The following is an 18,899-nucleotide window of genomic DNA, read 5'->3' on the forward strand; positions in this document are numbered from 1 at the left end:
GTCAATGCTTCAATGCTTCAATGCTAAAATCTAAAATCTAAAATCTAAAATCGATTGACTCGGTTGCGAAGCGGGGAAAAATCAAAAACTCGGATTTTTGCCAAAAGTCTTTTCGAGAAGTTCGATCGCCCGCTACAATAAGTAAGAGCAGGCACCGCTTTTTGCAGTCAGGAACCTCAGCTATCAGGCATGAGGCTTGTAAGAGATTCTTGCGAGCCGTCCTGACGGGCCGTATACTTTCGAGGTCTACGTTTTTTGAGTCACGAGACCCGCTTGATGCGAAGCTAGTCCCCTGCTCTGTCATTTGCAGTTAAACAGTTTTAAGGTCACGCTTTACAGTGCTGCAAGTTTAACAAGCTCTCAAAACAAAGGCGCGTGCTAACTTTACCCGTAAGGGAGTTTTGGAGAAGACCACATCTCCACGGAGGGGCAACCATACCCCTCCACCCCAATCCAATGTAAAGCCGTCCTAGAAGGACGGGGTTTCAGGCTCATTTTTCTGATGAATTCAGAATCAACTCTCGCTAGACTACAAGCTACACTTCCCGGCGGAAAACTGCCTTCTAGCTACGGGGTATACTTCAAAAACACCCTCGTAGCCCTGTGTCACGCCCTAGAAGACCACATTTTGCAAACCAGTGGCGGGGACAAGAGCGAACTCCAACCCCTAGTTTTGGTGATGTTTCAGCAGGGAAAATGGTATTTACAGGAAGCCGATCGCTACCTAGATATTGCTAATGCCTCTCGGCGCGTTGTCATAGGTGCAGTAGCCGACAGCGGTTTCGCTACCCACAAAACCGCTCAATTAGAAAATGTATCTTTAATAAATCTCGATGAGAGCGACCCCATAATCCAAGAATGGAATTTAATCATCCTCGCCCCGACATACAAAGCAATGGTGCTTTGTCGCGAACTTTCAGACCAGGAATACTTGCCCGATGGCAAGCCGGAAGTAGATATAGAACGAAAGTTCTACGGTTTGTGGTCGTTTGACCAGTCTTTGGTGTCGGCTGCTGCAGAAATTTTTATAGAACAGACGCGACATTACAACGCCCCCCTAGCCGAAAGTTTGCTGGAAATGCACCACGAAATCCTGGCAACTAAAGGCCCGCCCTTGGCCGACATTAGTGGGGTGGTATCGCGGATCGTCACTTACCTGCAAAGTTCTCAGCAGCAAATGGTGGCAATTAACCGCCAAACCCGCGAGTTGTGGGAATTGGAAGGTCAAGCTTTGCGCGTCAGCCGCAATTTGAACGCTAACAAACTTCAAGCTTTTCTGCGGATCGCCCAGCGCGTAGACGAACGCGATACCTCCAATCCTACAGCGTCTTTGCAGGTGGCGGCTTTGTCGGAAACTTTGGGTCAAATCCTCGATTTGCCGGCTTTGCAGTTGCGGAGGCTGCGGCTGGCTGGATTGCTATTTCGAGTCGGCTTAGTTTCGGCCCCGAATGAGGTGTTCGATCGCACTCCCGATGCTTTTGACGAAGCAACTTTCTCGTTTTGGCGCGATCGCAGTTTCATCGGTTCCCAACTGCTGCAAGCAATGCCGGAACTAGCACCTGTAGCGGAAATTGTCAAGCATAAACTCGAATATTGGGACGGCAGCGGCAGGCCAGAGGGTTTGCGAGCCGAAGCGATACCGATGACTTCGCGGATTTTGGGGTTGGTCGCTTATTTTCAAGAACTGACTCAACCGCGTGGCGATCGTCCGGCTTTGAGTTTGAGCGAAGCTTTGAAACAGTGCCGCGAACTGTCGGGCACTCGCTTCGATCCGGCTTTGCTGGAAACTCTCAGCAACGTCGTCAGAATGACAGAAATTGGTTTGATGGAGTTACCAACTCGCCCGAGCCAACTGCCTAACGTGTGGTTGGAGGATTTGGGCGATCGAACGACCTCGGCCGCTCCGGCATTATAAAATAACTCGACTGTTGACTGTTGACTGTTGACTGTTGACTGTTGACTGTTGACTGTTGACTGTTAACCAACAACTGACAACCAACAACTGACAACTGACTAATGACTAATGACCTCGAAGCCATACGCAAAGGCAAAATTTTGATGTTGGTCGGCACTGATTTAGCCGGCAAAGACTTAGCGGGAGCGGATCTCGCGGGTGCTAACTTGTCTCAAGCCAACTTGAGTGGAGCTAATCTCGCCGGCGCTAACTTGCAGCGGGCAGTATTGCGAGCCAACCTCCGAGGCGCTGACTTGAGCGGCGCTGACTTGCGAGGCGCAGATTTTCGCAATGCCGATTTGCGGGGAGTTTCCTTCGCTAACGCTTTAGTCCGCGACGCAAGTTTTGGGGGTGCTTTTTTGACGGCGGCATCCATCGGCAATTTGGATTTGAGCGGTGTCGATTTGCGCGGTGCCGATTTGCGGGGCGCTGCTTTGGCTAGGGCAATTTTGCTTGGTGCCGATTTGAGCCATGCCAATTTGTCCGGCGCTGATTTGTCAGGAGCTGACTTGGAAGAAGCGATCCTGAATGGAGCCGTACTGCGGGGCGCTAACCTGACGGGGGCTAATTTGCTTTGCGCCATGATGGAAAAAACCCTTTGGGATGGAGCTTTGCTCGATCGCGCTTGTCTCCAAGGCACCCCCCTGAGCCTTTAAATTTCAAGAATGTTGTTTAGAAGACAGACAAAAAACAAGATCTGCTTATGAGGTGAATAAGCACAAGCGATTTTTACATTTCTTAATATAGGGTTATAATGGCGACTGTAGATGAGCAAACGAATAAATGGTAGCAGCTTTGTTTAGCGGTACATCCTTTCAAGGTCAAAGTGGCGATCGCCTTGTTAGTAAAGTAGCAGGAGCTGCGATCGCAGCCTTATTCAAGCGTTCTGAAAAGGCCGAGGCCAACATCCGAGTCGAACCAGTAGCCAAACTCTTGCAGGGAAGCATCGACGGTTTCGACTTCGTTGGCAAAGGTATGTTGATGTACAACGGCCTTCGCATAGAAGTGATGGAACTCTACCTGCAAGCACTCTCCATTGATTTTGGAGCGATTTTTGCAGGTCAAGTGAAATTACGGCAGCCTACCCAGGCAAATATGCGAGTAGTCTTAAGTCGATCGGATTTAACCACCTCATTCAATACACCTTTTGTAGTTGAAAAACTCCAGAAGCTGAAGTACCAAGAGCAATCTCTGCACTTTCAAAACACTGAAGTCAGCTTCGGAACCGACAAATCAATTCGGCTTCAGTCCGAAATTACCGTAGGCGATGCCAGCGAACCGGTCAAAATAGATATTACTGCTCAATTGCAAGTAGAAGACAGACGCAAAATCCAATTTGTCAGCGTTACTTACGGCGGTGACGAGCAAGCAGTAGACTTGGGTCAAGCTATAATTGCCCACGTAAATAACTTGCTAGACTTAGACAAATTTGCCTTAGAAGGCACTCAACTGCGAGTAGACCGCTGCCGAGTTCAGAACGACGAGCTGGTTTTCTACGGTTGGGCTGGTATCGAGCAATTCCCCAAAGGCAAGCGCTAAGCCTCAGCCTGCTGAGCTGGCCAAATCCGATTTGTTTGAGGAATTTTATAGCTTAACAACAAAACCCGCCCAGGCGGGTTTTGCTATTTTAGCGACAGTTTTTAAGCTGTGGCGCTGCTAGCGTAAGGTCGCGCTATAGTCTCGATCGCAAAAATTGGGTACACCGGAACCTGTGTGGCCAAGCTAGATGTCATTGTCAGCTATACGCGAAGCAATCGCCTAGACTATATAGCCTTTCTCACAAAAATTGGATACACCGAAACCTGTGTTGCCAAGGTTATTAAGTTTGATTTCATAGCTCATCTGCCCAAGAAATTCTATATATTCCGGCGTATTGCGCGAAGTAAGCTGTCGCGCATTTAATCGCTCGACTACTGCGTACTTAAACTCTTGTGGGGTCGCCACTCCTAGCCCACCATCAAGCTTAAATTTAAATGCAAAATAGTTGATTCACTGGGATTCTATTCTCGCCTCAAAATCAGCACTCAGGTTGAGGCGATCGCACAAATTACTTTGATAAACTTAGACAATTCTAAACGCAGAAACCGGGTTTGAGGAACGAAATTCTCTGGTAAAGGGCGATCGCCAGGAGTTGAAGAACCCGGTTGATGAGAGTCGCGAGGGCGTAAGTCCTGTGAGAAAATAAATAACCCCAAAAGAGGAAAAATGCTCGGAATTTATTTATTTTGTATCTACGTCGCAGTATTGTCCGTGTTTGCTGGCTCCAGCCCCCGCAGCCCTGAGAAATGGTGGGTAGAAATCGTCACAGATTTGCCCCGCTGTACCTACTATTTTGGCCCCTTCGACACCGACAAAGAAGCCTCCAGCAATATTCCGGGCTACATCGAAGACCTGGAAAGCGAGAAAGCCAAAAGAGTTAGCATCCGCATCAAACGGTGTCAGCCTTCGGAACTCACGATTTGCGACAGTGAATTCTCAGAGGGTATCGCGGCTTAAGAATTTTGATAGTCCAGACTCCAGAAACCGGGTTTTTTGACGAAAATACTCCATCTATCGCCAGGGGTATCTGTTAAATAACCCGGTTTCTGAGCCTCAAGAGAGCCTAAGTTTTGTTTGAGTTTTCAATTACCTCAAGCCTCAACAATAATATTAAGCCTCAGCTTGGCCTAGTCCTTACCTTGCGGACTTGGTATTTGTAGTGGTGGCTGAAAAGTCGGAATCATCTCCATCAAAGTGCAGATTTTATCCACCATTAACTGCCAAAAGTTATCGGGATCAAATCAGCACTGAGGATGAGCCGATCGCTCGGGTTGCGTTGATAAATTGAGAACAGTAAAAACTACTTAAATCTTCCCAGAGGTAAATATGTTTGAAATCTCTATGTTGGGTATGTTTTTCACGGCTTTTTGGGTGCTAGCTCAACCTGCTGGCAGCACTCGCCGCGACGAATGGTGGGTAGAAGTGGATACAGATTCGCCAAAGAGTACCTATTACTTTGGGCCCTATGACAGCAGACAGGAAGCTTCCGACAACTCGAACTACTACATCCGAGACTTGGAGAACAAAGGCTCTAAAAAAATTAGCATCAACATCAAACAAGGTAGTCAACCTACTCAGCTAAGAGCTAGTGAAGAGTCTTGAGAAGGTGGGAAAGTGCAAATTACCGGCGAATAAAATTTGACTTGTTAACAGGGTTTTTTTAAAATGAGATCGCGCTTGCATACTGTAGGGACACAACAATGCTGTGTCCCTGGCGAATATTGAAGAAATGGTATTATTTGCCCCCGATAAATGCACGTTTTTTCAAAGCACCATCTGATTGAGATTACTGCGAGGATTAAAAGTACGATTTGCTTGAATTTTCTCGTAGGCCTCGCGTTCGAGAGTGGTGAGTTCTTTCGGTGGCACGATCGCAATTTTTACTAACAAATCAGTCCGCTCGTCTTTCTTGGGTTTCGGCCATCCTTTGCCCCGCAACCGCAAAGACTGACCCGAACGAATCCCGGCTGGAAATTTCACAGTGATCATACCTTCAGGCGCCGGCACTTCAATTGAAGATCCCAACACCGCTTCGTCGGGAGTTATCGGGACTTCGCAGACCAAATTCTCTCCCTCAAACTGGAAGAAAGGGTGAGGCAACACTTCTAGTTTTAGGTACAAATCTCCCTGCTGCTTCGTGTACTGGTCAACTTGACCTTTGCCTTTTATCCGAATTTTGCTGCCGGTTTTAACTCCGGCTGGAATCGAAACTTCGCCCGTGGCGACTCGCTTAGAAGTTCCCCGAAATGCTTCCCCCAGAGTCAGGGAAATGGCGACCTCGGTGTCGAGAGAGCTTCCTGCGGTGCGGTTTTCGTACCCCGCGAAATCTTCAAATCCGCCAAACCCGGTGGGCCCGCCGCTGGTGCGGTAGTTGCTGTAATTCCACTTGGCGTTGCGGGCACTACCCGGACTACTACCTGCGCGACCTAACAAGGCATTGATAAATTCGTCAAAACTGCCGTACTCGCTGAAGTCAACCCCGCCAAAGTCTACATTCGTACTGCCCCCGCCCGGCCACCCACCTGGAGTTGTGGCAGCTTGCTTCCAGTATTGACCGTATTGATCGTATTTTTTGCGTTTTTCAGGGTCTGAGAGCACTTCGTAAGCTTCGTTTACTTCTTTAAAACGAGCTTCGGCTTCTTTGTTGCCGGGGTTCATGTCCGGGTGATATTTGCGGGCTAGTTTACGGAAAGTTTTTTTTAATTCGTCAGAAGTGGCAGTTTTGTTGAGTCCCAAAATAGCGTAATAGTCTTTAAAATCTGTTGCAGCCATTAAGCAATCCCCTCTTTATTAGTTGTTATTTGTTAGTTGTTAGTTGTTAGAAAGAATAAATCCCAAATTAGCCGCAGGATGGCGCATTAGTATAATGCCAGGAGCCGAAGTGCCTGCGACATCTCATTCAAATTATAGGTTATCAAAGGTTGGGACTCGATCGAGTTCGGTTGTTGCTGGGCGTTCGATCGCAATTTCCGCACTCCGCTGCTGTTTAAGATTTTATAGCATTCGGCTCTCTCGTGCACAAGGCAGCCGGAGCAGTCGGCTCTAGAAATGATTTTGGCATTCGACAGCAAAAACAATGCTTTCCTCAATTAAGGAACGTCCTTACCCTATAGGCCGTTGCTATACCTGTGAGCTTTGAGACGGTGAAACTCCTGCGGCGAAAACTTTTGGGGAGTTATGAGGCTGAGGGCTTTCGGGAGGCGGCAGCCCGATTGAGGTGAGGGGGGGAAAGCTGCTGCTGTTGCGGGCGCGAGCCCAGGAGGGTTGACTTGCGCGGACGATCGAGCTTTTTTGCTCTTTTTTTCCGGGGCGCGGTGCGATGGCTACGCCCCGGCTTACGCCTACGAACTTCTCGATCTGAGCTTGATCACCCAATCCAAATCTTAGCAGGTTTTCATCAGCAAGTTCGGTCAAATCTGGTGTCTGAATTGTGACTATATAATACCCTAAATTGCGCCGTTTTTACACAAAATTTCTAGATATTTTTTATTCACATCAGACCCGTGCTAGAGAATTTTATTTTTACAACCTCTGAATAGATTTTAATCAAACTAATATAACATAATTTCTCCCCTGTCTGTTAGCTACATCACACACTTTTATAAAACATTAAGATAGGATAGTAGAGCGATAAGCTTTTAACTGTACCAGGGTCCTAACATTATGAATTATTTGCTAAGTTGGCCTTGTGGCTGCTGCGACGATTGGAAAGATAGTTCCGAGAGTGCTGTGGTACTCAGAAACGGGCAGCGTATTTGTCAGTCGTGCTACCAGCGCAAATACAAAAATCAGAAGCTATTCGCCAGACGCAGGCGAGCGGACATATCTGTATCGCGGCAGACAGTAACAGAGACTGTCGCTTATTAATAATGCGCGAGCCTTGGAAGAAAGCCAAGTATTTCGACAACCTCGCATCAGCGGTGGGAATTAATAATCAACAAAAAAAAGAATGAATTTCGTCATCAGTCATCAGTCATCGGTCATTGGTGATCTGTCACTAATTTCATTATTTATCATCAGTCACTTGAAAAGCAGGTAACAGATTTTAACTTAAAAAACTAATGACTGACGACTAATGACTAATGACTAATAACTAAATGATAGTTCCATCAGGAATCGTGGCATTTTTCAGAACTACGATAATGCCGCTGCGGATGTAAAAACCTTGGTTTTCGCGGTTGGCTTCTTCCACTCGGTCTTTATTAATTATTTGAACATTGCGGCCGATGCGGGCATTTTTATCCACAATCGCGCGGCGAATTGTAGTATCTGCACCGATACCGAGGGCGACGCCGCCGCTGTCCAAACTCGAATGCCGTTCGGCGTCGGGTTCGTAGAAGTCAGCACCCATCACCAGGGTGTCTTGAATCGTACATCCAGCTTCGATGCGCGATCGAACTCCCAACACAGAATGGTCGATCCGGCACTGTTTGAGAATGCAGCCTTCAGCAATAATCGATTCAGTCACGTGAGTATCTAAAAGCTTAGTCGGCGGCAAGAAACGCGGGCGAGTATAAATCGGCGCATTTTCATCGTAGAAACTGAAAGGCGGCTGAGGCTGTTTTGTCAGAGCCAAGTTAGCATCGTAAAAAGCCTCAATGGTTCCGATATCTTCCCAATAATCGTCAAACAAATAAGCTTGAACGTTGTGGTTTTTTGCATTATTCGGAATAATCTCTTTACCAAAATCAGTTTGGTTGGGAGATTCTTTCAGAAGTTTAATCAGAACTTCTTTTTTGAAGACGTAAATCCCCATCGAAGCAATGTAAGGACTTTCCTGAGCCTGCTGCGCTGTCAGTCCCAGTTTAGTAGTATCCACCTGCATTTGTTTGAGCGCATCGCCTTTTGGCTTTTCGCTGAAAGAAACAATGCGGCCGTTGTCGTCTATTTTCATCAAACCAAAATCCGAGGCCCGCTTCTCGTCCATAGGCAAAACCGAGAGGGTGATATCGGCGTTGGTTTCGCGGTGTCTCTGCACAAACTTCTGGTAGTCCATGCGGTAGAGGTGATCGCCCGAAAGAATTAAGTATTCGTCAACGTCCCACTCTTCTAGCAGCCAGAGATATTGGCGAACTGCGTCGGCTGTCCCTTGAAACCAGTTGGGGTTTTCCTGAGTTTGCTGGGCGGCGAGCACCTCGGCAAATCCCTCGGTGAAGCCGGAAAACTGGTAGGTGCGAGCGATGTGACGGTTCAGGGATGCCGAGTTGAATTGCGTGAGGACGTAGATTTTGACTATTTCCGAGTTGATGCAGTTGCTGAGAGGAATATCGATGAGGCGATATTTGCCTGCGAGGGGAACTGCGGGTTTGGCTCGCAATTTGGTTAGGGGGTAAAGGCGGGTGCCTACACCGCCACCGAGGATGATGGCTAAAACTTTTTTCAAGGAACTTTCTCCCTAGGGTCGATTAACTCTCCAAGTACAGTGTCGGATGGTGAGGGCTTCTTGACAAGGGGGGGGAGCAAGGAAGTTTTGAGTTTTGAGTTATGAGTTGAGTCGCTTACACAGAAACCGGGTTGTTTAATCCAAATACTTCTTCAAACCCTCAATAAGAGTTAAAAAACCCGGTTTATGAGAGTTGGAGTGCGTCCGGGACTGGAGTTAGAAGTTTTGAGTTGTGAGTTAAAATACCCATCAAACCATAATGGATATTTAAAAAAGTTTTGAGTTGTGAGTTAAAATACCCTTCCCTAAATAAAGGCAGTTTAAGGAAAGAATAAGGTTCGGGGTTTTGGCTGTTAATAACAAGTTTTTTGGGTAAATTCCCCGTTTTCACAATTTCTCGATCGAGGCTCATGGCGCTGTTGTTCTTTTTCAAGGCAGGTCGATCGCACCGCCACGGGCGCTGACGCTGTTTATGGGCCCTTCCTCGCGAGCGGGTTCTGCTTGAATTTGATCCGGTTCTTTTTGCTGGCGTTCCTGTTATCTGAGTTTGTGCGAGTCCACAGCACTCAGGAAGCGCCGCCCGTCGGGACGATAAATTTCTAGGTAGAGTCAGTTTTCAATCTTAGATTGACTGCAAAATTGTGTAATATTTTACAATTTGTCGATCGACAAAAAGGGATAAAATGTCTATTCTCTACCAAAAGTTAGATCCCCTAGAAACATCTACTACTGTAGCCTAACCCCTAAAAGCTAGAAAAAGTGTATGCAAATTCAAACGCCGGACTGGGTTAAAAACGCCGTATTCTACCAAATATTCCCCGATCGCTTCGCCAAAAGCAAACAGCCTCGCAAACGCATGCTGCAAAACTTCATGTGGGAAGAATGGCAGGCAATGCCCACCCTGCAAGGCTACAAAGGTGGCGACTTGTGGGGCGTGATGGAACAGCTAGACTACTTGCAAGACTTAGGGATTAACGCAATTTACTTCACCCCCATATTTCAGTCGGCCAGCAATCACCGCTACCACACCCACGACTACTATCAAGTCGATCCGATGTTGGGTGGCAATCCGGCTTTTAAAGAGCTTCTAGACGCAGCTCACGATCGCAATATCAAAGTTGTCCTCGACGGCGTATTCAACCACGCCAGCCGCGGCTTTTTCTTCTTCCACGACATCCTCGAAAACGGCCCCGGTTCTCCTTGGCTCGATTGGTTTAAAATTGAAGGCTGGCCATTATCTGCTTACGACGGCAATTTTCCTGCTAATTATGCCGGTTGGGATGGGAATCGAGCCCTTCCTGTATTCAATCACGACAATCCAGAAGTGCGAGAATACATCATGGAAATCGCCGAATATTGGATTAAATTCGGCGTCGATGGCTGGCGACTGGACGTTCCTTTTGAAATTAAAACCCCGGGATTTTGGCAGGAATTTCGAGACCGAGTTAAAGCAGTTAATCCCGAAGCTTACATTGTGGGCGAAGTGTGGGAAGATGCGAGAGAATGGCTCGACGGTACTCAATTTGACGGCGTAATGAATTATCTTTTTGCTGCGCCGACTATTGCTTTTGCAGCGGGGGACAGGGTAGATTTAACTCAAATTGAAGGTCGTGCTTACCATCCCTATCCGCCGCTTTTTGCTAAAGAGTACGGCGACAAAATTCAGCAGGTTTTGGAACTGTACCCCTGGCCGATACAGCTAACTCAACTTAATTTGTTAGCCAGTCACGATACTGCGAGGTTGTTAACAATTGCAGGAGGCGATAAAGCTAGTGTTGAACTTGCAACTTTGCTGCTGTTAACTTTTCCCGGAGCTCCTAGCATTTACTACGGCGATGAAGTTGGTTTGCCCGGTGCTCTCGATCCCGATTCTCGCCGCAGTTTTCCCTTACAAGCTCGCTGGGAACTTGATGTTTTAGATTATCACAAGCAGTTGATAGGTTTGCGGCACAAATACGCTGCCCTCCGCACTGGTTCGTACCAAGTTCTGTTTGCTGAGGGAACGGTTTACGTTTTTGCCCGAATTTTGGGGGATGAGGAAATAGTTGTTGCTGTCAATGTCGCGACCGAAGAAGCTAATATTAGCTTTGAGCCAGCTAATCTGAAATCTGCTCACGATAAATTGCTGTTTGGGAAAGGCGAGTTTGTGTGGAAAGGTGAAGGGGAAACTCGCCTTTTAGAATTGATGCTGCCGGCGCGATCGGCATTGATTTTAGGTTCGGATAATTAGTTCAGCAATTACGCAAGTGTCACGATTCAATCGACTTGTAGGGTGCGTCAGACCGAGTTATGGACGGATGATCGATGGTTTGGGATCTGACCCACCTTACTAATTGTGACACTTGCGTAATTTCTCTAGTTTAAAATGTAAGGTGCGCCCATAAGCACCCTACTAAATTTAGAGATGCCGCAAGTTTGATTATGCTGAAACTAATGCGGGTATTAGCACCGCATCAATAATATGGATGACGCCATTGTCAGCAAGAATATTGGAAGTGAGAACTTTAGCATCATTCACTTTAAGTCCGTCAGAAGTATCAATTCCCACCACAGAACCTTCAACTGTTTCTGCAGAACTTAACTCAAGCAAGTTCTCAGTTAGTACCTCGCCAAACAGAATGTGATAGGTCAGAATTTTCTTGAGCTTGGGTATGTCTTCCAGCCAAGACGTAATAGTATTCGTAGGAATTTTGGCAAATGCCTCGTCAGTGGGTGCTAAGACGGTGTAGGGGCCCGGACTTTGCAATAAATCTAACAAACCAGCCGCTTCAATAACAGTCACGAGGGTTTTGAAAGAGCCGGCATTGGTGGCAGTCTCGACAATATCAGCCATGATGTTTTTCAGGAGTGCAAATAGCAGAAAATGAATCAGAGGCGACACTCATTTTAGCAATTTACAAATAGCAGAAAATGAATCGGAGGGATGATGATTATTTTAGCCATTATAAGTTAATTCGGTTGCCGACCCTGATGGCGAGGCGCGATCGACCTTTTGGGCTTATACTTGGGTCGCATCCTCCCCCTTGCGGAAAAACTGCTTTAAAATCTCTCCGGGTTCTCGGTCCCAGGTGTCGATATGTTCGTAAATTAAGCCGTCTTTATCCAGTTTATAAGTAGAGTAGCCGTTAAAAAAAATCCGAGCTTTCCAGGGAACCCGCAGTGTCCCGCGAACTGTCCAATTTGCCACAATAGTATCATGGGCTGTCTGACCTACGTCGTGCAGGTCGAAGTAAATCTCGTTAAAGAATAGCTGCCCGTGAAATCGCAGAGTCCAAAAGATAATGCGATAGTTGATTTTTCCTTTAAATTTGTTAACAGGGTCTTGAAAATAAACATCTTTTGTGTAGATGTCGTAGGAGATGTCTTTTTCAAAAAGCGTCGGGAGATCCGCTTTCAGGGTGTCTACTGCTTGTTCTACCTGCATTTGATATTCGATCGCGCTCAAACTACCACCTTGTGACAGTATTAATTTATAACTTTAAATGAATAATCTCGATCGGCAGCGGGAGGAGAAAAAAATTGATACTTCAACCAGCTCTAATCTTACCTCTAATTATATTGTCCGCCTCGGCCTTTCTGCTGACCCGGACTTGCGAAATCGAAACCTTGGCACAGATTTGACAGAACACCCCCACTCCTCTGACATTCTCGCAGAAATCAACAGCGGCAAGCTGTTGATGGTAGATAGCCGTCGCCGGAACGGCCTAATTTTGATTAAACGTTTCCACGCGGAGTTTGCCGGGCCTGGGGCTGCCGTTGGGGGCGCTTTTGATGTTGACTCTCAGCAGGCGATTCCCGTGGGCGATTTTTGTTTGGTTTGCCCTCAATCTCCCGAAGAAATACAGAAAGCTTTGGGAATTCGGCGGCAGTGGGTGCGGTTAATGGAACAGTTAACGGCAAAGCCTACAGCTTTGGAACGCGCACAAATGGTTTTAACTCAGTTTGAACAATATTTGGATTCGGAAACGGTGGCACAAATTCCCGATGAAGCTTTGGCACTTTTAGTAGGCGTATTTCCCCAAACCATTCGGGCGGCGCGACAAGAAAATGATCGAGGATGAAAATATTTTATCTATTTCCCAATTCTCAAATGGGGCAGCCAACTATCGAATCAGACGCCAAATTAAGGACACCCTAACTCTTCTATCATCCGCTGACAATGCTGTGTTATACTAACCGACAAAGCATCAATATCGAGCGGAGTATTCCCTACAGGAAGCTTGGTGGCAAAAGTGCGACCGAGGTGCAATCTATCCCATACAGAACGTTTTTGCCCTGCTCGCCCACTTCCAGGGTCATGTATCCCGAATCCCGATATTTCTCTATTCCAAACAGGGCTGAAGTGACGGATCAACACTGCTTCTCCCCATGAAACTAAATCGATTTCCATCGGCGCGACTTTGAACGCAAAATCCTCAATTTTTAGATTGTCTACAGCTTCAATAGATTTTCTATGCTCTGACAACCGTCCGTAAAGAGTGTTGCCAATAGTTGTACGCCCCGTCCGACGACCGCCCGGAGCTGCTTTACCTACATAGATTGGCAGACAGCACTTACTCAAGTTTGCCTGTTTAATAAGGTTATACATTGAGAAGTCGCCCTGGTAGTACAGCAAATATGCTCCGCAATATTGGATCAAATCCTCCCTGACACGATCCAGTTCCTGAAGATTATAACAATTTTGCTTGCCACAGAAAGCGATTAAGTTTTCTTGTATATCTGGCGGGACTCTAAATACTTCGAGCATGGAGTAAATTCTCAAATCTAAAATCTCAAATTCATTGACTACACTCTCGCTGTTATAACTGTCTCCAGCCGCAATCTAATGCTAGAGGCAATAACTTCTGCCAAAGCGACTGGTACAGCATTCCCCAACTGCTTCATAGTTTCTGTCCAACTGTGAGGAAAGAAGTATTCGTCAGGGAAAGTTTGCAGTCTAGCAGCTTCGCGAAGCGTAAAGTAACGCACCTCTCCCGTGCGCTCAACTAACATATTTTCTCCTCCAGGGACCCCGTGAACTCCTGCTTTTAAAGTTTTAGCTGGTTCATCTAACAAGCTGCCCGTATGGCCTGGATACTTTCTGGCTCCTGGTATAAAAATGTGATTTAGTACCCTGTTTTGGCTTTCTTTATTGCCTTCTTGTGGTAAGTCCGAAATGGCATCCCGCACAGTGCGCCAAGGCTGTTTTTGAGGTGGAAACAAGTTGAACTGAAGATTGAATATGCGCGAGGAAAGCTTGCTAGGTATGTCTGGACGATCGCTTTTAGAGATGTGATTGCGCTCCCAATAATTGCCAGTCACCCATTGCTCCCAATGCAAGGCTTCCTGAGAACAAGTCGGTTCAGGAAAAGACCACTCTAATCCTAAATCCGATCGAAAACCTACAATAAAAACCCTTTCGCGCTTTTGGGGAATGCCGTAGTCTGCCGCGTTGAGTAAGCGAAACACTACACGGTATGATAGTCCCTCACCGCGACCGGCGGTATGATGCTGTTCTAACCGGGACAGGTGATGGGGCCAATCCTCATCCAGTCTTTGTACAACTTCTGGATAAGTGAGTTGTAGGACAATATACTCAAAATATTTAGTGAAGGAGGAACGCAATAAACCTTTAACATTTTCGATCACAAATGCCTTGGGTTTGAGTTCTCGCACGGCCCGAAAAAAGTGCGGAAACATATTTCGATCGTCCTCACTCCCGCAGTGTTTTCCTCCTACAGAAAAAGGCTGACACGGCGGCCCTCCAGTTAGGAGGTCTACCCCCTCTTTGAGTTCTAGGGATGTAAAATCGAATTTAGCGATATCTGTCTCAAAAACAGGCCAGTTTGAAATCGCTTTTACACCCCGCCGCTGATTTTCTCGAATTGTCTCGCAAGCATTTTTGTCCAGCTCGATAACTGCTTTGTGACAAAAGCCTGATTTTGATACGCCTATTGCTAAGCCTCCTGCTCCGCTGAATAGTTCTACAGAGTTCATTATTAGCATTGTATTGAGCAACGGTGGATATTAATTTTAATCTAAAATCGCTGCGATTCGATCGACTGTCCGCTGATTTTCCTCCGGGCTACCCACCGTAATTCGCAAACCTCCCCCGGTGTGCCGAATTAAAGTACCTCGATCTTTTAGCTGCTGCATGATTTGTTTGTGTTCCTGTTCGGCAGATTCGCCCTCACGAGCTTTTACCCGCAGGTAAACGAAGTTAGCCGCACTCGGCCAAACTTGCAATTTTTGATGCTGAGTTAGCGCTGCAATTAATTTGGCTCTTTCTGATAGATTTTCGGGAATGGTTGCTAGCAATAACTGCCGCTGCGCCAGGGCTAACTCGGCTGCGGTTTGCGAGAAACTGGGAAGGTTGTAGGGGAGACGGATTTTTTCTAAGGCGGCTGTGAGTTCGGGATGGGCGATCGCATATCCGACTCTCATTGATGCTAGCCGAAATGCTTTGGAAAATGTCCGCAAAATTATCCAATTCGGGTGATGGTGCAATTGGTCTGCTAAAGTATTTTGGCTGAATTCAAAATAGGCTTCGTCAATTACTACTAATATTTCTGACGGCAAACTTTCCAGCCATTCTATTTCATCTGGTGTCAAAGCATTGGCTGTGGGGGAATTGGGATGAACGACAAAGACGGCGCGCACGGGGGGATTTTGATTTTGGGCGATCGCCCTTTTAGCCGCCTCGATATCGATTTCAAAATTTTCCTCTTTCCGCTGAACACTCACAACGGGAATTCCAAGGGTTTGGGCGATTATTCCATACATCGAAAAGGTGGGATTCGCAACGAAAATAGAGCCGGCGCCGCCCAAGCAAGTAGCTATTAAAAGCGATCGAATTAGTTCGTCGGAACCGTTGCCCACAGAAATATTGTCTGCTGTAATGGCGGTTTTGGGCAGTGTAACGCCACCTAGCGGGGGGATTGTGATTGATTCATTGACGTATTGGGCGATCGCCTCTTTGAGCGCTGCGTGGCCTCCGTCGGGATAGCGATTTGTCTCAATTAACTGCTGGTAAGTCCAAGCTAGCTTTTTTTTTAATTCTTCTGGCAAGTCGTAGGGGCATTCATTGGTATCGAGGCGATCGATCGCACTTTCCGAGTGCGCTGATTCTCCTGATGTGCCGCCCGGATGGGGAGTGTATGCGGTAAGTTCGGCTAAATCTTTTCGGATAAAGGGAAGCATGGTATAATTTACGACTTTTTATTTTAGATTATCTGCTTAGAAGCATCTGAACTTAGCATAGAGCTTGTTCTATCTCGAAAGCAAGAGGAGAGGGGGATTTAGTTTCTGTCGATCGATTGATGCGTCGGCTGTAACAAATTGATTATTTTGATAAAGTAACTGCTGATATTTGGAGACCGAGTATGAAAGTTAAGCCTTCCGATTTATCTAAAAATGCCGCCGCTACCCTCATAGCTTTGAGTTTGGCTGTTCTCCCTTCAGCTATGCCTGCCTCAGCTCAAACGGAGTCAGCTCCGGCACAGAACAATACTGAGTCTAATGGAGTTGTTCTAGACACCACTCCCCTTCAAGAAAGCAAAGAAGACAACAATCATTGGGGTGCTTTGGGTTTGTTGGGCATCCTCGGTTTGGCGAATCTCTTTCGCAAGGATGAACCCAAACGCTACCGCGATCCGATGGGCGAATAATTTTTTAAACGGATCTCGCACCAGCCAAAAACCCAATCAACCGTCGTGGATTCAGAAACCGGGTTTTTTACCTAAAGACTGGATTATTGCCTTTAATCCAACCAAAAAATCCGGTTTCTTTGATATTATTGATGGCCATTTTAGCCACAAAGTTTATTCAATCGCGCCACAAAGCAATCCCGCCCAATAAACCGCTCACATTGGGTACTATTTTAACCTGTGGCGGTAACTCAACAGCAATCTTTTTAGTATTGCCGCCGCCGATGTAAATGCGATCGCAATTAAAGAGATTTTGCAGATAGGTGAGCGCTTTTTCCAGACGGCGATTCCATCTTTTGGAACCCACTGTATCTAATGCCGATCGCCCTAATTGCTGTTCGTAAGTTTCCCCTTTGCGAAACGGGTGATGTCCTAATTCTAGATTTGGCACCAAGATACCATCGACAAATAAGGCAGAACCGAAACCGGTGCCAAGGGTAATTACTAATTCTACCCCCGTCCCAGCAATTGCTCCCAATCCTTGAATATCGGCATCGTTAGCCACTCGCACAGGTTTTCCCAAGCGATCTTTGAGGGTAGTTTCTAGGTCAAAATCTATCCAAGACGGATCTAAATTCACTGCGGTTTTGATGACGCCTAGACGCACGACGCCGGGAAAACCGACGGATACTCGGTCAAATTCCCCTTGTCCGCTTGCTAAAGAGGCGATCGCCTCTAGTACGGGTTCCGGTTTCGGTGGTTGAGGCGTTTCTAAACGGCTGCGTTCCGTTTGGGGCTGGCCTTCATTGTCCAAAACCATAACTTTGATGCCACTTCCGCCAATGTCAACGGCTAGGGTGCGAGTCGATCGATCTTGTTCAGTCATTTGATTTTTAAGACTTGCAAGTTGGTCAAATTTTAATTTTTGAATTGGCAAAACTTTTGAATCGCTTCCCAAATTTCCGCTAGGACATTTCCCAAAGAATGATCGTCTTCTAATTCGATTAATTGCACCCAGGGACGGTTAGCGGCAAAATTTCTGCTAGCTTGAATCGGTATTATTGTATCATGCTTGCCGTGAAGAATTAACGTAGGCACGGAGCGCATTAATTTTTCTTCAGGGTATTGAGCCATATCTGCCACAAACTGATAATTCAGCGGCAGATAACCTTGTTCGCCGTAGTGGTAAACGGGCAAATATTTCTCAGACTGCCATTTTTCTAACTGTTGCTGTCCCAACAGCGGCAGCCAGTGGGAGATAAAGTCAAAAGCCGGTGCTAACAAAACTATTTGTTTTACGGACAATTGTCGATCGGCCAACCAAGCCGCTGTTAGCCCCCCAAAACTAGACCCTATTATTGTAACTCCGCCTAATTCTTTTACCTTTTCTGCCGATTGCGAGGATTGGGTTTGCAGAAAGTCTGTTTCTATTTGCTGCAACTGACGGGTCAGGGTGAGGCCGGAAAAATCGTTTTGATTGAGATCTGGAGTTTTTAGGTCAATTCCTACGGAAGAAAAGCGCTCTCGGAAATATTTTGCCTTAAGGGAATCGGGACTTGATGCAAATCCGTGTAAATAAATGTAACTCCAATCGTTCTGTAGATTCATCCAGAAATTTTTATGAGACTTCTTAACTAATTATTTTAACTTAAAATGAGTTATTAAATAAAAAAATAAGACCCTAAGTAGATGAACATATTTACTGATTATCCCAAGAGAGAAATCCCTCGCATAGACTTGAAATCGCTTACTTTTTAGACGAATTATCCGAAGAGAGAAAGCCATCGCGTAGATTACAGAAAACCAGCGTTTATCGATGCCTGTATTTATTGATTTATACCTGCTTACAATGAATCGCAGAGTGCGTAAGCACCCTGCGATTCACTCTAAACTACTCGTCAATTACTGCGGTTTTTGACCGTTTTGCATCCGGTTTTTAACAGTTTGTCGGCGCTGCTGCATCAGTTGAGCTAATTGGCTACGTTGTTCGGCAGTGAGCACTTCTCGCATTGCGAGTGTAATTTCAAATTGCACCTCTTCCAACTGCTGCCTCAATCCGATTATTTGACGGTGTTTGTCGCGTATTTGGCTGGCATTTTCCGTGCCGGACATCATCGTTTCCAATTCTTGTCTGGCTTGGCGGACTGCTTGCATTCGCTGGGAAACTTGGTCTTTGTAGCGATCGCGCACTGCCTGCATTTGCTGCTTTTGTTCTGCGCTTAAATTAAGTTTCTCGAACATCCCACCTTCCCTGCCAGCGGGTCGATTGGGACGCTGGTTTTGGGCAATTGTTTCGGGTTCTAGGGGATTAGGAACTGCTATTGCTGCGGCTGTGCTGCCGAGAGTCAGCATTAAAACGGCTAGGGCAGAAATACGACGAATTGACATGAAAATTACC

20 protein-coding genes are annotated in these 18,899 nt (G+C 46.5%); 9 read left to right on the plus strand and 11 right to left on the minus strand.

The genetic code is table 11. The features are described 5' to 3' along the window. Window positions 1-502: 502 nt before the first annotated feature. From QUB04_RS06220 to QUB04_RS06240, 5 genes are all read left to right on the plus strand, one after another. Entirely contained in the window at window positions 503-1,915 is a 1,413-nt protein-coding gene (locus tag QUB04_RS06220) for an HD domain-containing phosphohydrolase (protein ID WP_333282275.1), read from the plus strand. A gap of 101 nt (window positions 1,916-2,016) precedes the next feature. Beyond that, entirely contained in the window at window positions 2,017-2,610 is a 594-nt protein-coding gene (locus tag QUB04_RS06225) for a pentapeptide repeat-containing protein (protein WP_333282278.1), read from the plus strand. Window positions 2,611-2,737: 127 nt separating this feature from the next. Continuing rightward, window positions 2,738-3,493 (plus strand): DUF2993 domain-containing protein, encoded by a 756-nt coding sequence (locus QUB04_RS06230; protein WP_333035730.1) that lies wholly within the window; start codon window positions 2,738-2,740, stop codon window positions 3,491-3,493. A 666-nt stretch (window positions 3,494-4,159) separates the two neighbouring features. Next, window positions 4,160-4,450, plus strand: a complete 291-nt coding sequence (locus QUB04_RS06235) for a DUF1816 domain-containing protein (protein WP_333198949.1) — start codon at window positions 4,160-4,162, stop codon at window positions 4,448-4,450. 369 nt (window positions 4,451-4,819) lie between these two features. Further along, the gene (locus tag QUB04_RS06240) at window positions 4,820-5,095 is read left to right on the plus strand and encodes a DUF1816 domain-containing protein (RefSeq protein ID WP_333282281.1); all 276 of its coding nucleotides are present in this window, start codon (window positions 4,820-4,822) and stop codon (window positions 5,093-5,095) included. A gap of 162 nt (window positions 5,096-5,257) precedes the next feature. On the opposite strand, the gene QUB04_RS06245 is transcribed toward QUB04_RS06240, so the two are convergent. Next, entirely contained in the window at window positions 5,258-6,265 is a 1,008-nt protein-coding gene (locus tag QUB04_RS06245; RefSeq protein WP_333282284.1) for a J domain-containing protein, read from the minus strand. Window positions 6,266-6,613: 348 nt separating this feature from the next. Then, window positions 6,614-6,907: a hypothetical protein gene (locus tag QUB04_RS06250; RefSeq protein WP_333282287.1), complete on the minus strand. Its 294-nt coding sequence runs from the start codon at window positions 6,905-6,907 to the stop codon at window positions 6,614-6,616. Window positions 6,908-7,156: 249 nt separating this feature from the next. Between QUB04_RS06250 and QUB04_RS06255 the strand changes: the two genes are divergently transcribed. Beyond that, the gene (locus QUB04_RS06255; protein WP_333084483.1) at window positions 7,157-7,360 is read left to right on the plus strand and encodes a hypothetical protein; all 204 of its coding nucleotides are present in this window, start codon (window positions 7,157-7,159) and stop codon (window positions 7,358-7,360) included. A 226-nt stretch (window positions 7,361-7,586) separates the two neighbouring features. Here QUB04_RS06255 and QUB04_RS06260 read toward each other — a convergent pair whose 3' ends face one another. After that, a complete protein-coding gene (locus QUB04_RS06260) occupies window positions 7,587-8,876 on the minus strand; it encodes a glucose-1-phosphate adenylyltransferase (RefSeq protein ID WP_333282291.1) in 1,290 nt (429 codons plus the stop codon). Between the two features lie 763 nt (window positions 8,877-9,639). On the opposite strand from QUB04_RS06260, the gene QUB04_RS06265 reads away from it, so the two are divergent. Further along, complete coding sequence (locus QUB04_RS06265; protein WP_333282294.1) at window positions 9,640-11,106, plus strand: glycoside hydrolase family 13 protein; 1,467 nt, start codon at window positions 9,640-9,642, stop codon at window positions 11,104-11,106. A 189-nt stretch (window positions 11,107-11,295) separates the two neighbouring features. On the opposite strand, the gene QUB04_RS06270 is transcribed toward QUB04_RS06265, so the two are convergent. After that, window positions 11,296-11,709 carry a fasciclin domain-containing protein gene (locus QUB04_RS06270; protein ID WP_333282297.1) on the minus strand — a complete coding sequence of 138 codons (414 nt, stop codon included), beginning with the start codon at window positions 11,707-11,709 and terminating at the stop codon, window positions 11,296-11,298. Between the two features lie 165 nt (window positions 11,710-11,874). After that, on the minus strand, window positions 11,875-12,300 hold the full coding sequence (locus QUB04_RS06275) for a DUF2358 domain-containing protein (RefSeq protein WP_333282583.1): 426 nt from the start codon (window positions 12,298-12,300) through the stop codon (window positions 11,875-11,877). Window positions 12,301-12,358: 58 nt separating this feature from the next. On the opposite strand from QUB04_RS06275, the gene QUB04_RS06280 reads away from it, so the two are divergent. Further along, window positions 12,359-12,937, plus strand: a complete 579-nt coding sequence (locus QUB04_RS06280) for a hypothetical protein (protein ID WP_333282300.1) — start codon at window positions 12,359-12,361, stop codon at window positions 12,935-12,937. 62 nt (window positions 12,938-12,999) lie between these two features. Here the strand turns inward: QUB04_RS06280 and QUB04_RS06285 are convergent, their stop codons facing one another. The 3 genes from QUB04_RS06285 to QUB04_RS06295 are packed head-to-tail and all read right to left on the minus strand — an operon-like array spanning window position 13,000 to window position 16,055. Then, a complete protein-coding gene (locus tag QUB04_RS06285; protein ID WP_333282303.1) occupies window positions 13,000-13,623 on the minus strand; it encodes an Eco29kI family restriction endonuclease in 624 nt (207 codons plus the stop codon). 38 nt (window positions 13,624-13,661) lie between these two features. Continuing rightward, complete coding sequence (locus QUB04_RS06290; RefSeq protein WP_333282306.1) at window positions 13,662-14,852, minus strand: DNA cytosine methyltransferase; 1,191 nt, start codon at window positions 14,850-14,852, stop codon at window positions 13,662-13,664. A 36-nt stretch (window positions 14,853-14,888) separates the two neighbouring features. After that, window positions 14,889-16,055 (minus strand): histidinol-phosphate transaminase, encoded by a 1,167-nt coding sequence (locus tag QUB04_RS06295; RefSeq protein ID WP_333282310.1) that lies wholly within the window; start codon window positions 16,053-16,055, stop codon window positions 14,889-14,891. A 182-nt stretch (window positions 16,056-16,237) separates the two neighbouring features. On the opposite strand from QUB04_RS06295, the gene QUB04_RS06300 reads away from it, so the two are divergent. Continuing rightward, a complete protein-coding gene (locus tag QUB04_RS06300) occupies window positions 16,238-16,522 on the plus strand; it encodes a WGxxGxxG family protein (protein WP_333139346.1) in 285 nt (94 codons plus the stop codon). A 157-nt stretch (window positions 16,523-16,679) separates the two neighbouring features. Here the strand turns inward: QUB04_RS06300 and QUB04_RS06305 are convergent, their stop codons facing one another. The 3 genes from QUB04_RS06305 to QUB04_RS06315 form a co-directional block, all read right to left on the minus strand. After that, complete coding sequence (locus QUB04_RS06305) at window positions 16,680-17,387, minus strand: ROK family protein (protein WP_333282313.1); 708 nt, start codon at window positions 17,385-17,387, stop codon at window positions 16,680-16,682. Between the two features lie 32 nt (window positions 17,388-17,419). Continuing rightward, the gene (locus QUB04_RS06310) at window positions 17,420-18,109 is read right to left on the minus strand and encodes a YqiA/YcfP family alpha/beta fold hydrolase (protein WP_333282316.1); all 690 of its coding nucleotides are present in this window, start codon (window positions 18,107-18,109) and stop codon (window positions 17,420-17,422) included. A 294-nt stretch (window positions 18,110-18,403) separates the two neighbouring features. Beyond that, on the minus strand, window positions 18,404-18,889 hold the full coding sequence (locus QUB04_RS06315) for a Spy/CpxP family protein refolding chaperone (protein ID WP_333282319.1): 486 nt from the start codon (window positions 18,887-18,889) through the stop codon (window positions 18,404-18,406). Window positions 18,890-18,899 lie beyond the last annotated feature (10 nt).

Origin of the sequence: Microcoleus sp. D2_18a_B4, assembly GCF_036702475.1 — a bacterium.
Classification (GTDB): Bacteria; Cyanobacteriota; Cyanobacteriia; order Cyanobacteriales; family Microcoleaceae; genus Microcoleus.